At 71.0% G+C, this 14,398-nt stretch carries 12 protein-coding genes and 1 riboswitch; of the genes, 5 read left to right on the top strand and 7 right to left on the bottom strand.

Annotated features, from left to right (window positions below; all coding sequences use genetic code 11):
• Positions 1-84: 84 nt before the first annotated feature.
• The gene (locus OHB04_RS26405) at positions 85-1,140 is read right to left on the bottom strand and encodes a glycoside hydrolase family 6 protein (protein WP_326690135.1); all 1,056 of its coding nucleotides are present in this window, start codon (positions 1,138-1,140) and stop codon (positions 85-87) included.
• A gap of 224 nt (positions 1,141-1,364) precedes the next feature.
• Positions 1,365-1,486, top strand: a riboswitch (cobalamin riboswitch).
• A 33-nt stretch (positions 1,487-1,519) separates the two neighbouring features.
• On the opposite strand from OHB04_RS26405, the gene OHB04_RS26400 reads away from it, so the two are divergent.
• Together OHB04_RS26400 and OHB04_RS26395 are read left to right on the top strand one after the other, a co-directional pair.
• The gene (locus OHB04_RS26400) at positions 1,520-1,768 is read left to right on the top strand and encodes a hypothetical protein (RefSeq protein ID WP_326690134.1); all 249 of its coding nucleotides are present in this window, start codon (positions 1,520-1,522) and stop codon (positions 1,766-1,768) included.
• A 15-nt stretch (positions 1,769-1,783) separates the two neighbouring features.
• Positions 1,784-2,575, top strand: coding sequence for a CbtA family protein (locus tag OHB04_RS26395; RefSeq protein WP_326690133.1), 792 nt, complete (start codon positions 1,784-1,786; stop codon positions 2,573-2,575).
• 140 nt (positions 2,576-2,715) lie between these two features.
• Here the strand turns inward: OHB04_RS26395 and OHB04_RS26390 are convergent, their stop codons facing one another.
• Positions 2,716-3,495, bottom strand: coding sequence for an HAD-IIA family hydrolase (locus OHB04_RS26390; protein WP_326690132.1), 780 nt, complete (start codon positions 3,493-3,495; stop codon positions 2,716-2,718).
• 217 nt (positions 3,496-3,712) lie between these two features.
• Between OHB04_RS26390 and OHB04_RS26385 the strand changes: the two genes are divergently transcribed.
• Positions 3,713-4,783 carry a Gfo/Idh/MocA family protein gene (locus OHB04_RS26385; RefSeq protein ID WP_326690131.1) on the top strand — a complete coding sequence of 357 codons (1,071 nt, stop codon included), beginning with the start codon at positions 3,713-3,715 and terminating at the stop codon, positions 4,781-4,783.
• Here OHB04_RS26385 and OHB04_RS26380 read toward each other — a convergent pair.
• A complete protein-coding gene (locus tag OHB04_RS26380) occupies positions 4,767-5,654 on the bottom strand; it encodes a fumarylacetoacetate hydrolase family protein (RefSeq protein WP_326690130.1) in 888 nt (295 codons plus the stop codon). The genes OHB04_RS26385 and OHB04_RS26380 overlap by 17 nt on opposite strands.
• Positions 5,655-5,834: 180 nt before the next feature.
• Complete coding sequence (locus OHB04_RS26375; protein ID WP_326690129.1) at positions 5,835-7,385, bottom strand: DUF445 domain-containing protein; 1,551 nt, start codon at positions 7,383-7,385, stop codon at positions 5,835-5,837.
• A 376-nt stretch (positions 7,386-7,761) separates the two neighbouring features.
• On the opposite strand from OHB04_RS26375, the gene OHB04_RS26370 reads away from it, so the two are divergent.
• Complete coding sequence (locus tag OHB04_RS26370; protein ID WP_326692915.1) at positions 7,762-9,060, top strand: SGNH/GDSL hydrolase family protein; 1,299 nt, start codon at positions 7,762-7,764, stop codon at positions 9,058-9,060.
• 32 nt (positions 9,061-9,092) lie between these two features.
• Here the strand turns inward: OHB04_RS26370 and OHB04_RS26365 are convergent, their stop codons facing one another.
• The 3 genes from OHB04_RS26365 to OHB04_RS26355 form a co-directional block, all read right to left on the bottom strand.
• Positions 9,093-10,172 (bottom strand): ABC transporter ATP-binding protein, encoded by a 1,080-nt coding sequence (locus OHB04_RS26365; RefSeq protein ID WP_326690128.1) that lies wholly within the window; start codon positions 10,170-10,172, stop codon positions 9,093-9,095.
• Complete coding sequence (locus tag OHB04_RS26360) at positions 10,130-10,894, bottom strand: ABC transporter permease (protein WP_326692914.1); 765 nt, start codon at positions 10,892-10,894, stop codon at positions 10,130-10,132. The genes OHB04_RS26365 and OHB04_RS26360 overlap by 43 nt, the downstream gene beginning before the upstream one ends.
• 67 nt (positions 10,895-10,961) lie before the next feature.
• Positions 10,962-11,771, bottom strand: a complete 810-nt coding sequence (locus OHB04_RS26355) for an ABC transporter permease (protein ID WP_326690127.1) — start codon at positions 11,769-11,771, stop codon at positions 10,962-10,964.
• Between the two features lie 251 nt (positions 11,772-12,022).
• On the opposite strand from OHB04_RS26355, the gene OHB04_RS26350 reads away from it, so the two are divergent.
• Positions 12,023-14,341, top strand: a complete 2,319-nt coding sequence (locus OHB04_RS26350; RefSeq protein WP_326690126.1) for a transglycosylase domain-containing protein — start codon at positions 12,023-12,025, stop codon at positions 14,339-14,341.
• Positions 14,342-14,398 lie beyond the last annotated feature (57 nt).

Raw genomic sequence — 14,398 nt, 5'->3', positions numbered from 1 at the left:
ATGGGGTGCCCCTGCCTGTACTTGGCAGAATGCGGGTGCGTCGGGGCTGGGCGCGCAGTTCCCCGCGCCCCTTCGGGGCACGCTCTAACGCTTGGCGTTACGTGCCAGCTCCAACGCGTACTTGGGCCACCACTGGCCCGCCTTCGGGCCCCCCTTGCACTCGCCGTCCGACTCGCCTGGCCGCTTGATCCACAGGTAGGCGTCCACCCGCTTGTCACCGGTCTTCGTGGTGGGCGGCTCCCCCAGGGCGCGGCCCCGCGGGTTGCACCAGGACTCCTCGCCGCCGGCGCCCTTGACGGGGCCGTTGCCGTTGCGGCTGGTGTCGATGACGAACGGCTTGTTGCCGACCATCGGCGAGACCTTGTTGCCGTAGGCCCGGTTGGACTTCGTCGTCTGGTAGTTGGAGACGTTCAGCGCGAAGCCGTCCGCCTTGGCGATGCCCGCGCGGTTCAGGGGCTCGACCAGGCCGCCGGGGTCGCGCACCCAGTCGGGGTTGCCCGCGTCGAGGTAGACCTTGGTCTTCGGGAGCTGCTTGAGCTTGCTGACGGCCTCGTTCAGCAGCTGGTAGCGCTCCTCGTGGAACTGCTTCGGGGTGCAGCCCTCGGCCAGCAGGTGCGGGATGGCGTCCGGTTCGACCACCACCGTGGTGGAGCGGTCGCCGATTCCCTTGACGACGTTGTCGAGCCACGCGCGGTACTCCTCGGCGCCCTTGGCGCCGCCCTGGCTGTACTGCCCGCAGTCGCGGTGCGGGAGGTTGTAGAGGACGAGCAGCGCGCTGCGGTCGGCCTTGTCCGCGTCCTTCGTCAGCCGTTCGACCTCGGAGCGCGGCTCGGGGCGGGTGATCCAGTCGGCAACCGGCTGACTCGCGATCTTCTTGATCAGCTTGGCGTCGTCGGCCTTGTCGTCCTGCTCGTACGTGCTGACCTGCTTGGCGGCGTTTCCCGAGGGGTTGACCCAGTACGGGGACTCGGACTTGGGGCGCTGGTCGACAGCGGAGCCGCCCTTGGCGCCGTCGTCGGAGCTGTCGTCCGAGGACGAGAAGCATCCGGCAAGCAGCAGCATCGCCCCCACTGTCGCACCTGACGCGGCGAGCCGGACGCGGGCCGCGCGCGGCGGCCTGCTGTCGTAACTGCCGTACATCCACTCCCCTTTGGCCGTATTCCTGGGGACGCCCCGGCCCCCATGGACAAATCGTCGCTCCATCGTGTCACACGGATTTTCCCGGCACCGATGCTGTCGAAGAGCTGTTACGGGCCCTCTCCAGGGGCCTGCGGACGCTCCGGTTCCGCGTGGCCGGCGAACGCCACGTGACGGAGTCCTTATTGACAGTGCACATGTCAGGCTGCAACGCTCCGAACAGCACATTTCCATACTGAGGCGACGGTGCGCAGGAAGCCGGTGCGAATCCGGGACGGTCCCGCCACTGTGTCCGTACGCGTGCGACGCGTACGGGAGTCAGGAACTGACCCGTCGCTTCTCCACCTGACGGGGCGTGGAAACCCCAGGAGGAGGAAGGCGTATGTCTCCGCACATCGCACACAGCACACCGGCGGCGGCCTCGGGAGCCGGCACCGCCGACCCGTCAGCCATCCATTCCGCGACGGTCAGGACGCGCGACTGGCTGATCGTCGCCGCCGCCGCGATCGTGGCGCTGATCGCGCTCTACGCCGTCTTCGTCGACAACGGCAACCTCGTCTCGGCCACCGGCAACTACCTGCACGAGTTCTCGCACGACGGACGCCACCTCTTCGGCGCCCCCTGCCACTGATCGGGGCACGCACACATGTCCGTCTCCGCTGAGACAACTCCCTACCCGCTGCTGCCCCTTCTCGGCCGGGGCCTGGGCGCCGGCGCGCTCGCCGGGCTGGCTTCCGGGCTCTTCTCGCTGCTGCTGGCCGAACCCCTGATGGACAGGGCGATCCGGCTGGAGGAGAAGCGCTCGGCCGCCGCCCAGTCGGGCCATCACCACGCCGCCGAGGCCGAGGAGGTCTTCACCCGGGGCACCCAGCACTTCGGGCTGGTGGTGACGGCCGCGGTGGTGGGCCTCGCCGTCGGGGTCTTCTTCACGCTCGCCTACGTGCTGGTCTACCGCTCGGCCCCCATGGCCGACGGCCGCGCCTGGCAGCGTGGCCTCGGGCTGGCCGGTGCGGGCTTCCTCGCCCTCTCGCTGCTGCCCGGCCTGCGCTATCCGGCCAACCCGCCGGGCGTGGGCGACAGCGGCACCGTCACCGAACGGCAGGGGCTGTGGGTGGCCGCGCTGGTGATCAGCGTGCTGGGGCTGGTGCTCGCGCGCCAGTTCCACGTACGGCTCGGCCGCGCCGGGCACGGGCTGCCGGCCCGGCAGTCCGCGGCGGCGGCCACCGTGGTCGCCACGCTCGCCGCGCTCTTCCTGCTCCCGGACAACCCCGACGCCGTCCCGGTGTCCGCCACCTTGCTGTGGGACTTCCGCGTGCTCTCCTTCGCCGCCCACGCGGTGCTGTGGACCGCGCTGGGCACGCTCTTCGCCCTGCTCTGCGGTCGCCTGGCCAGGGGCGCGGGCGCCGGCGAGCGCACGGACGGCGGGCCCTCGGCGTAGGGCCCGCACCGCGGGGCCGGGCCATGGCGAACCTCCGTCGGTCAGTCCGGCGGTCCGGCCAGAAGGCCCGCTCCGCATCCCCGGGGCGGGCCTCTTACTCCGTACGGCGGCGGCGCGGCTCCGTGCGGAGCCGGGCGGCGTCAGATCTTGTCGACCAGGTCGGCGATGGAGTCGACGACGCTGGAGGCGCGGTAGGGGTAGCGCTCGATCTCGTCGGGCCTGGTCAGGCCCGTGAGGACGAGGAAGGTCTCCAGGCCCGCCTCCATGCCGGCGCGGACGTCCGTGTCCATCCGGTCGCCGATCATGGCGCTGGTCTCCGAGTGCGCGCCGATCGCGTTGAGGCCCGCGCGCATCATCAGCGGGTTGGGCTTGCCCACGAAGTAGGGGTGCTGCCCGGTGGCCTTGGTGATGAGGGCCGCGACGGAGCCCGTGGCGGGCAGGGCGCCCTCGGCGGAGGGGCCGGTCTCGTCGGGGTTGGTGGCGATGAACCGGGCGCCGTCGTTGATGAGGCGGATGGCCCTGGTCAGCGCCTCGAAGCTGTAGGTGCGGGTCTCACCGAGGACGACGTAGTCGGGGTCGGCGTCCGAGAGGACGTAGCCGATGTCGTGCAGCGCGGTCGTCAGCCCGGCCTCTCCTATGACGTAGGCGGTGCCGCCGGGGCGCTGGTCGTCCAGGAACTGCGCCGTGGCCAGCGCCGAGGTCCAGATGTTCTCGGTGGGTACGTCCAGCCCGATGCGCGCCAGGCGGGCGTGCAGGTCCCTGGGGGTGTACATCGAGTTGTTCGTGAGCACCAGGAAGGGGCGTCCGGACTCCTTGAGGCGCTTGATGAAGGAGTCGGCTCCGGGGACGGGAATCCCCTCGTGCATCAGCACACCGTCCATGTCGGTGAGCCAGGACTCGATGGGCTTGCGCTCTGCCACGGGCGGGCTCCTGCCAGGTTCGTGGTGGTCCGGCCGGCGGGGAGTACCTCGGTGTACGACCGGCCGCCGCGTTCAGCGTAACCGCAGGGGCGGTGCCCGGTCAGCCGGGACGTACGCCGTAAGGCGCCCAGATCCACGGCCTCCGGCCCCCGGGTGGGTTCCCTCGTCCGGACCGTTGGTGTGCCCCCGGGCTCCGGCTGCTGCAAGGGTGGGGGCCATGAACCGCATGGACACCTCCGTCACCCCGCTCCGCGTCGGCCTCCTCGGCTACGGCCTCGCCGGATCGGTCTTCCACGCCCCGCTGATCGCGACCACTCCGGGGCTGGCGCTGGATACGGTCGTCACCTCCGACCCCGGACGCCAGAAGCAGGCGCGCGCGGCGGGCGGGCGCGGCACCGAGGAGGTGCGCACCGTCGCCACCGCCGACGAGCTGTTCGCCGAGGCGGACAGGCTCGACCTGGTGGTGGTCGCCACCCCCAACCGCACCCATGTCGACCTCGCCCGGCGCGCGCTGGAAGCGGGCCTGCCGGTGGTCGTGGACAAGCCGCTGGCGCCCACGGCTGCCGAGGCCCGCGAGCTGGCGGCGCTCGCCGAGGCCGGCGGGCTGCTGCTGGCGCCGTTCCAGAACCGGCGCTGGGACAACGACTTCCTCACCCTGCGCGCCCTCCTGGCCGAGGACGCGCTGGGCGAGGTGCACCGCTTCGAGTCCCGCTTCGAGCGCTGGCGGCCCCGGCCCAAGGGCGGCTGGCGCGAGTCGGGCGATCCGGAGGAGGTGGGCGGGCTGCTCTACGACCTGGGCAGCCATCTGGTCGACCAGGCGCTGACCCTGTTCGGCCCGGCCGCCTCGGTCTACGCCGAGTCCGATGTGCGCCGGGCTGGCGCGGCGGCCGACGACGACACCTTCATCGCCATCACCCACGACAACGGCGTCCGCTCCCACCTGTGGATGAGCGCGACGGCGGCACAGCTCGGGCCGCGCTTCCGGGTGCTGGGCAGCCGCTCGGCGTATGTGAAGTACGGGCTCGACCCGCAGGAGGCCGCCCTGCGCGAGGGCGCACGGCCCGCGCAGGGCATGCCGTGGGGCGTGGAGCCCGAGTTCGAGTGGGGCACGCTCGGCGCGCTGGACGAGGTGCGTACGGTGCCGACGCTGGACGGCGACTACCCGGCCTTCTACGACGCGGTGTCCGTGGCCCTGCGCGAGGGCACGCCGCCGCCGGTGACGGCGCACGAGGCGGCGGCGGCCCTTCAGGTGCTGGAGACGGCGCGCTCGTTCACGCGGACTTCATGACCTGCCGCTGTCTGCCCAGGCCCGCGATCTCCAGCTCGACCATGTCTCCCTCGCGCAGATACGGCTTGGGCTCGGCCATGCCCATGGCCACGCCGGCGGGGGTGCCGGTGCTGATCACGTCGCCCGGGTACAGCGTCATGAACTGGCTGAGGTAGCGCACGACCTCGGCCACGGGGAAGATCTGGTCGCCGGACGAACCGTCCTGCCGCAGCTCGCCGTTCACCCACAGGCGCATCGTCAGCGCCTGTGGGTCCGGCACCTCGTCGGCGGTCACCAGCCAGGGGCCCAGGGGGTTGAACGTCTCGCAGTTCTTCCCCTTGTCCCACTGGCCGCCGCGCTCGATCTGGAAGGCGCGCTCGGACACGTCGTTGGCGACGGCGTAGCCCGCCACGGCCGCCAGCGCCTCCTCGTGCGAGTCCAGGTAGCGCGCGGTGCGGCCGATGACGACGGCCAGCTCCACCTCCCAGTCGGTCTTCACACTGCCGCGCGGGATCAGCACGGTGTCGTGCGGGCCGACGACCGTGTCCGGGGCCTTCATGAAGAGGATCGGCTCCTCGGGAACGGGCGCTCCGGTCTCCCGGGCGTGATCGTGGTAGTTCAGCCCGATGCACACGATCTTGCCGATGTTGGCCAGCGGCGGCCCGATCCGCAGGCTCTCCGCGCCCGTGTCCTCCGCCCCGGCGCGGGACGACGCCAGCTCCGGCAGCGTCCCCGCGGCGGCGGCCTCCCGCACCCTCCCGAGCGCGGCACCGTCCGCGAGCAGGGCTCCGTCGATGTCGCCGACCAGCCCCGACAGGTCGCGCAGGGTTCCGGTCTCGTCCAGCAGCGCGGGACGCTCAGCTCCCACCGATCCGACGCGCAGCAGTTTCACGTCGCTCTCCCTCCAGGCGAATCAGCCGATCCTCCAAGAGGGTGTTCAGAACCACAAGACCGTGTTCACACACCGGACCAGGACCCGGACCGACGGCCACCACCACGCCCTTTACGCCCTTCCCTGCCCCTTCCACACGCCGAAGAGCTGCGCCCTCCACACGCCGAAGAGCCGCCCTTTCTACACGCCGAAGAGCTGCGCCACCGTGTAGATGGCGAGCCCGGCCAGCGAGCCGACGACGGTGCCGTTGATACGGATGAACTGGAGGTCGCGGCCGATGTGGGCCTCGATCTTCTTCGAGGTGTGCTCCGCGTCCCACCCGGCCACGGTCTCCGAGATCAGCGAGGTGATCTCGTCGCGGTAGGTGGTCACCAGATAGACCGCCGCGCCCTCGACCCAGCCGTCCACCTTGCCCTGGAGCCGCCCGTCCTGGGCCATCCGCTTGCCCAGCGAGAGCAGCGCGGACCGGGCGCGCACCCGCAGTTCGCTGCGCTCGTCCTCGGCGGCGGCCACCAGCATCGACCGTACGGCGCCCCAGGCGGAGGCGATCAGGTCCTGCACCTCGCCCCTGCCCAGGACCTCGTTCTTGAGCCGCTCCACCCTGGCCCTGGTCTCCGGGTCGGACTGGAGGTCGGCGGCGAAGTCGGACAAGAAGCGGTCGACGGCGCCGCGCGCGGGATGGTCGGGCATGTCCCGCATCTCCGTGACGAAGCGCAGCAGTTCGCGGTAGACGCGGTCGCCGACCTTCCGGTCCACGAACCTCGGCGTCCAGCCGGGCGCGCCACCCGTGACCGCGTCCATGACCGAGTCGCTGTGCAGCTCCAGCCACTCCGCCGCGCGGACGCACACCAGGTCGACGATCCGCCGGTGGCCGCCGTCCGCGACGATCTTCTCCAGCATCGTGCCCAGCCCCGGCGCGACCTCCTGGGCGGTGGCGCGGCGGGTGATGGCCTCGCTCACGATGGCCTGGACGTCCGAGTCGCGCAGGACGGTCAGCGCCCCGCGCAGCGCGGTGGCCAGCTCGGCGGTGACCCGCTCGGCGTGCGCGGGCTCGGCGAGCCAGGCACCGAGCCGGTTGCCGATGCCGACGGCGCGCAGCCGGGTGCGGACGACGTCGGAGGAGAGGAAGTTCTCGCCGACGAATTCACCGAGACTCTGACCGAGTTGGTCCTTCTTGGTCGGAATGATGGCGGTGTGCGGGATGGGCAGCCCCATCGGGTGACGGAAGAGCGCGGTGACCGCGAACCAGTCAGCGAGCGCGCCGACCATGCCCGCCTCGGCCGCCGCCGCGACGTAGCCCGTCCAGCCGCCGGCACCCGCGTGGCCCGCCCACTTGACCAGGACGAAGACGGTGGCCATCAGCAGCAGCGCACCGGTGGCGATGGTCTTCATCCGCCGCACCCCGCGCCGCCGCTGCTCGTCGGCCGCCGTGAACCCACCCAGGCCGCCGGGACCGCCGTAGCGGCCGGGACCACCGGCGGGGCCTCCAGAACCACCAGGGCCGCCGCGCGCGCCAGGCCCACCGGCCGACCCGCGCCCATCGCCCCTTTCAGGTCCGACAGGCCCTTCAGACCCTTCGGTCCCGTCAGGCCCCCCGGAGACGCCGCCCGTTCGGCCCAACGCAGCGCCATCCCCTCCCCCGGCCCCACCGAAACCGGAACCACCGTGTGTGATCGGCCTCACGTGGGCATCCTCACGAGCAGGCAGCTCGCCCTTGTTTGTCCGTTCCATCCGCTCCCGCCGTCCCCCTGGACACCGCCCGAGCCCCCGGTCCCACAGAGGAGCCCCGGCAGGAAACGCCAGGTCAGTCAGGTCCATAGCCCCAAATGCCATATTCACCCGGAGCGTCCCTCGCCATTCTCCCCCGTTCCCCTCGCCGGACGCCGGGTGGAACGGACTCCGCCTCTGTCGCGTCTGTCTGTTCGGGCGCTACGGAACGCCGCCCGGCACCAGCCTGTGTGCCGGGCAGCACCGCGCACGATGCGCCCCTTCCCGCGCGCGGCCCCAGGCGGAGGCCGTGCCCCGATCGTGGGATCATGGCACCGCCGACCATTCGGAGCTTGCGGCTCCGTCAGCCCGAGGAGACACACCGCGCGTGACCAGGAACATGGGTTATGCCCTGCTCGCCGGATTGGCGGCGATCGTGGTCCTCGTCTCGACCGCGATATTCATCGGGGTCGGAGACAGCGACAGCGGCCAGGGGGGAGGTTCCTCCCAGGCGCGTAACGACGCGTCCCCGGCCTCCTCGGGCAACTGGATCGGCAGCTGGTCGGCGTCTCCCGCCGCGGCGGAGCCCAACAGCCGCGACGGCTACGCGAACATGTCGATACGGAACGTGGTGCACACCTCCGTCGGCGGCACGGGCGCCCGCATCCAGCTCTCCAACCTCTTCGGCAACCGGCCGCTGACCGTCTCGCACGCGACGATCGCGCTGGCGGCGGCGCCCAGCAACCCCACGGCCGCCGCGGGCACCATGCGCCGGCTCACGTTCGGCAACAAGTCCTCGGTCACCATCCCCGCGGGCGGCGAGGTCACCAGCGACGCGGTCCGGCTCAACGTGCCGCACGCCGCCGACCTGCTGGTCACCACCTACTCGCCGAGCCCCTCGGGCCCCGTCACATACCACCCCTACGCGCGCCAGACCAGCTACGTCGCCGAGGGCGACCGGGCCGAGGAGACGGCGGGCACGGCCTTCAACCAGCAGAGCCCGTACTGGCGTTACCTCACCGGGGTCGACGTGTGGAGCGCCGAGACCCAGGGCGCCGTCGCCGTGCTGGGCGACTCGATCACCGACGGCATCACCTCCAGCCCCGGCGCCAACCGCCGCTGGACCGACTTCCTGGCCGAGCGGCTGCGCACCGAGCGGGACGCGCCCCGGCTGAGCGTGCTCAACGGCGGGGTCAGCGGCAACCGCGTGCTGGTCGACGGCAGCAAGTTCTCACCCAACAACGGCCCCAGCGCGCTCACCCGGATGAACCGCGACGTGCTCTCCCGTACAGGTGTCAAAGCCGTGGTCATCGAGATGGGCCTCAACGACGTCATCAAACCGCCCCGCCAGCGCAACCCGACCAAGATCGTGAACGGGCTGCGGGATCTGGTGCGGCAGGCGCACGCGCGCGGACTGCGGGTCGTCGGCTCGACCCTCACGCCCTTCGGCGGCCACCGGGGCTACACCCCGCGCCTGGACGCCACCCGGCGCGCGGTCAACGAGCAGATCCGCGCGGGCAAGGTCTTCGACGCCGTGGTCGACTTCGACGCGGCCCTGCGCGACCCCGCGCACCCCGAGCGGCTGCGCGCGGCCTACGACTCGGGCGACCACCTGCACCCGAGCGACAACGGCTACCGCGCGATGGCCCAGGCGATGGACCTCAAGGCGCTGAAGGGCTCCAGCCCCGCCAAGCTGTGACGGCTCCCCGCCTTGGGGTTTGGGGCGGACGTTTACCCCCGGCCCTCCCCCGCGTACATCCGCGCGATCACATCCTCGATAGCCGGTTCTCTGACCGAGAGGTCCACCAGCGGGTAGTCGGCCGCTATCCGGGCGACCAGGGGTGCCGCGCTGGCCGAGGCGGGGAAGGTGAGCCACTGGCGCGGCCCCTCCGTGCGGACGGTGCGGGCGCCCTCCACTCCCTCGATCGGGGGCAGTTCGCGCTCCAGGTCCACCACCAGCGTCCGCCTGCTCTCGCCGGCCTCGTGCAGCCCGGCCAGCGCCCCGTCGTACATCAGACGGCCGTGGTCGATGACCACCACCCGCTTGCACAGGTGCTCGATGTCGCTCAGGTCGTGGGTGGTCAGCAGCACCGTGGTGCCCCGCTGGGCGTTCAGGTCCGCCAGGAACTCCCGCACCCTGGCCTTGCTGACGACGTCGAGGCCGATGGTCGGCTCGTCCAGGTAGAGCACGTCGGGGTCGTGCAGCAGTGCCGCCGTGATGTCGCCGCGCATCCGCTGGCCCAGCGAGAGCTGTCGCACCGGCACATCCAGCAGCCCGCCCAGCTCCAGCAGTTCGACGCAGCGCTCCAGGTTGGCCTCGTAGCGGGCCTTGGGGATGCGGTACATCCGGCGCACCAGCCCGTAGGAGTCGCGCAGCGGCAGGTCCCACCACAAGGTGGTGCGCTGCCCGAAGACGACGCCGATGCGCCGTACCAGCCGGGTGCGCTCCCGCTGGGGGTCCACGCCCGCGACCCGCAGCCGCCCGGCGGTGGGCGTGAGAATGCCGGTGAGCATCTTGACGGTGGTCGACTTGCCCGCGCCGTTGGGCCCGATGAACCCCGCCATCTCGCCGCGCCGCAGCGCGAAGGATATGCCGTCCACGGCGCGCACCTCCTCGGCCGTGCGCCGCAGGAAGCCGGCCTTGCGGCGGACTCTGAAGGACTTCTCCAGGTCCCTTACGTCGATGAACCCGTCGGTGCGGCCGTCGATACCGCCGTCGTCGCCCACAGTCACTCCCCGCCTTCCGTCAACCGTCGGTGCTGCTTGCGTCAACTGCCGGTGCTGCGGTACGCGCGCAGCCCGGCCCGCCATGCCAGGCCCGTCACCGCGCAGCACAGCAGCGCGACGGCGGGAGCGGCGAAGTCCAGCCAGCCGGGGAGCCCCAGCGGATCGTCCCGGCCCAGCACGCGCAGCGCGGGCAGCCAGTTGACGAAGGCCAGCGGCACCACGAACGTCACCCCGCGCACCAGGTCCTTGCCGAAGACGGTCGGCGGGTACTGGAGCATCGTCGTGCCGCCGTAGGTGAAGGCGCTCTGCACCTCCGTGGCGTCCTGCGCCCAGAACTGGAAGGCGCCGCCGAGGACGAACACACAGCCGAAGATGACGCCGCCGCACACCACCATCGACACCGTCAGCAGCGCCTTGCCCACGCTCCAGTCCAACTCGAGCCGCAAGAGCGACCAGCCCAGCACCAGCGCCCCCTGGCTGACCCGTCCCAGCCTGCGCAGCGCGAAGCGGTCGGCCGCCACCTGGCTGAGGACCGGCACGGGCCGCATCAGCAGGACGTCCATCGTGCCGTCGCGCACCCGCCGGCCGATCCGTTCGAACTGTCCGAGCAGCAGGTCGGCCAGGCCGAAGGCGACGCCGGAGGTGCCGTAGAGAAAGGCCACCTCGGGCAGCGAGAAGCCGCCCAGCTCGTCCACGTGGGAGAACATGATCATGATCGCGGCGAAGTCGAGGAACGTCGTCGCGAAGCTGGCCACCAGCATGATCACGAAGGAGGTCCGGTACGCCATCGTCGAGCGCACCCACATCCCCACGGTGAAGCCGTACGCGCGCAGCCCCCACACCGCGCGGCGCAGTGCCCCCTCGTCCGCCGCGTCAGCCACCCTGGACCACCACCTTGCGCGTGGCCGCCGCCTGGAGCAGCCGCCCGGCGCCCAGCAGCACCAGCGCCCAGCCCGCCTGGAAGGCGAGGCCCGTCACCGCCGTCCCGCCCTGACGCACCCCCAGCAGCACATCGGCCGGCACCTGGAGCGTGGCGGCCCACGGCAGCCACCGCACGATCTCGCCGAGCGCGCCGGGGAAGACGGTCAGCGGCAGCAGCATCCCGGAGAAGAAGACGCTCAGCAGCACGGACAGGGCGCCGAGCCCGGTCGCGTCCAGCAGCCAGAAGCCGCACAGCGCGAAGAGGTAACGCAGCGCGAAGCTCACCACCGTGCCCACCCCCGCCGACACCAGGAACAGCAGCCACACACCCGGGGACACCGGCAGCGCGAGGTCGAACGCCAGTGCCCCGGCAGTCATCGGGACGATGCCGCGGCCCAGCAGCTGGAAGGCGGCGCGCCCGAGGTCGGAGGCGAGCCACCACAGCTGGAGGTCGACGGGCCGGTACAGGTCGACGGCCACATCGCCGTTGCGGATCCGCTCGTGGAACTCCTCCTGGAAGCCACCGCCCATCAGGGCCGCAGCGGCCAGCAGCGCCTGTCCGGTCCACACGAACGTCAGTGCCTGGGACTGGTCGTAACCTCCGAGCTGGGGCCGCTCGTTCCACAGGGCGATGAAGGTGAACGTGAGGATGAATCCGAAGACGGTGTTGGTGAAGACCCCGGCCGCCGTTGCCACCCGGTAGGTGGCGTATCGCCGGAATCCACTCGCGGCCACGGTGAAATAGAGGCGGAGTAAGCGCATCCTTTCGAGCTCCTCCACCGTCTTCCAAGTAGCACTTCCGTACGAGAAACGAAGCGCCGGAGCCTAGCCGACCCGTTGGGTGATCAGCCACCGTTTAATCACCGGGCCGGGTGAGACCCCCGGCCGATCGGCCCTGGTGCCGGTCACTCCCGGTGTGGCCCCACGTCGTTCTCAGGTGCGGAGGGTGCGACAGTGTTCTACGGGGCGTACACCGCGAATCGCCCGACTTTGGACGAGGAGTCCCTGCAGACATGAGTGACGAGCCGAACAGCGAGGCCGGCAGCCAGAAGAAGGAGGCGGACGGCCCTGCCACGGCCGGCGGCAAACGGCGCCGCACCGGCTGGCGCCGCCTGCTGCCCACCTGGCGGATGGTGCTGGGCGGGCTGCTGCTGGTCATCCTGCTGATCTCCGGCGCGCTGGTCGCCGGATACCTGCTCGTCAGCATTCCCGCGCCGAACAAGGCGGCGGCGGCGCAGACCAATGTCTTCCTGTATGCCGACGGCACCCAGATCGCCCGCGACGGCGAGGTCAACCGGGAGAACGTCAATCTCGATCAGGTGCCCAAGACGACCCAGCACGCGGTGCTGGCCGCCGAGGACCGGGACTTCTACAACGAGTCGGCGGTCGACCCCAAGGCGATGGTCCGCGCGGGCTGGAACACGGTCACCGGCAAAGGCCGCCAGTCCGGTTCCACCATCACCCAGCAGTATGTGAAGAACTACTACCTGGAGCAGGATCAGACGGTCTCCCGCAAGGCCAAGGAGTTCTTCATCGCGCTCAAGCTCGACCGCGAGGTGAGCAAGAACGACATCCTCCAGGGCTATCTGAACACCAGCTACTTCGGCCGCAACGCCTACGGCATCCAGTCGGCGGCCCACGCCTACTACGGCAAGGACGTCAGCAAACTCACGCCGGAGGAGGGCGCCTACCTCGCCGCGCTGGTCAACTCCCCCAACGCCTACGACACCCGCGCCCACCCGGAGAACAAGCACCGGGCCATCGCGCGCTGGGAGTACGTGCTGGACGGCATGGTCAAGGAGGGCTGGCTCAGCAAGGCGTCCCGCGACGGGGCGAAGTTCCCCGAGCCCGACAAGGCCAAGCCGCCGGGGAACATGGCGGGCGAGCGCGGGTATCTGGTGGAGGCGGTCAAGAACCACCTCATCGGCAACAAGATCATCGATGAGCGGCGGCTGGCCGCCGGCGGCTTCCGGATCACCACCACGATCCAGCCCAAGAAGCAGAAGGCCATGCGCGACGCGGTCGACGACAAGCTGATGTCCCAGCTGAACAAGAAGAACCGCAAGATCGACAAGCACGTCCGCGCGGGCGGCTCCTCGGTGGATCCGAAGACCGGCGATGTCGTCGCGATGTACGGCGGCATCGGCTACACCAAGCAGTACGTCAACAACGCCACCCGGCGCGATTACCAGGTGGGCTCCACCTTCAAGCCGTTCATCTTCACCTCTGCCCTTCAGAACAAGTCCAAGACCCAGGGCAACCTGCCGATCACGCCGCGCACGATCTATGACGGCACCAACAAGCGCGAGGTCGTCAGCGACGGCAAGGGCACGGACTACTCCCCCGCCAACGAGGACGACAGGTCCTACGGCCGGATTCCGGTCACCACGGCCCTGGACAAGTCCGTGAACAGCGTCTTCGCGCAGATGGGCGTGGACGTCGGCCCCAAGCGGGTCAAGGACACCGCGATCGACCTGGGCGTCCCCAAGAGCGTGCCGAACATGCCGGAGGACGGCTCGATCGCCCTCGGTGTCACCACGGCCTCCACCCTGGACATGGCCGAGGCGTACGCGACGCTCGCCAACCACGGCAAGCACGGCTCCTACAGCCTGGTGCGCAAGGCCACCCGCGGCGGCGAGGTCGTCAACCTGCCCGACCACGACCCCGAGCAGGCCGTCCCCCGGGTCGCCGCCGACACCACGACGGCGATCATGCGCAGCGTCGTCAAGAACGGCACCGGCCGGGCGGCCCAGTCGGCGGGCCGCCCGGCCGCGGGCAAGACGGGCACCGCCGAGGAGGACAAGGCGGCCTGGTTCGCGGGCTACACCCCCGATCTGGCCACCGTCATCAGCGTGATGGGCCAGGACTCGAAAAGCGGTGTGCAAAAGCCGCTGTACGGCGCCGGAGGGGAGTCCCGCGTCAACGGCGGCGGCTTCCCAGCGGAGATCTGGGGCGCCTACACCAAGACGGCCCTCAAGGGCCGCCCGGTCAAGGACTTCAAGCTGGAGACCAACGGCAACGCCGACCTGCCCAGCACCCAGCCGCCCCGCACCAACGGCCCCACAACCACGCCGCCCGGCACGGACACGCCGGACACACCCACGAACAAGCCCACGAACAAGCCCACGGACGACCCCTCCACGCCCGAGCCGCCGCCCACCACGCCGACGATTCCCCCGACCCCGACCGACCCCGGCATCGGCGGGGTCGACGGCGGCAACGTCAACGGCGGGAACGACCCCGGGGGCGCCAACGGCGATCCGAGCGGCGGCATCGGGGAGAACGGCGTTCCGGGCGGCGGAGGCGGCGTCCGGAGCCAGAGAAGCAGGTGAGGGAGCACTCGTGACCGGCCTCCCCTGAGCCCTTCTCCCCAGCGAGCCGTGTGACCA

Source organism: Streptomyces sp. NBC_01775 (genome assembly GCF_035917675.1).
Taxonomy (GTDB): domain Bacteria; phylum Actinomycetota; class Actinomycetes; order Streptomycetales; family Streptomycetaceae; genus Streptomyces.
This window is presented reverse-complemented; position numbering and strand designations above follow the sequence as displayed.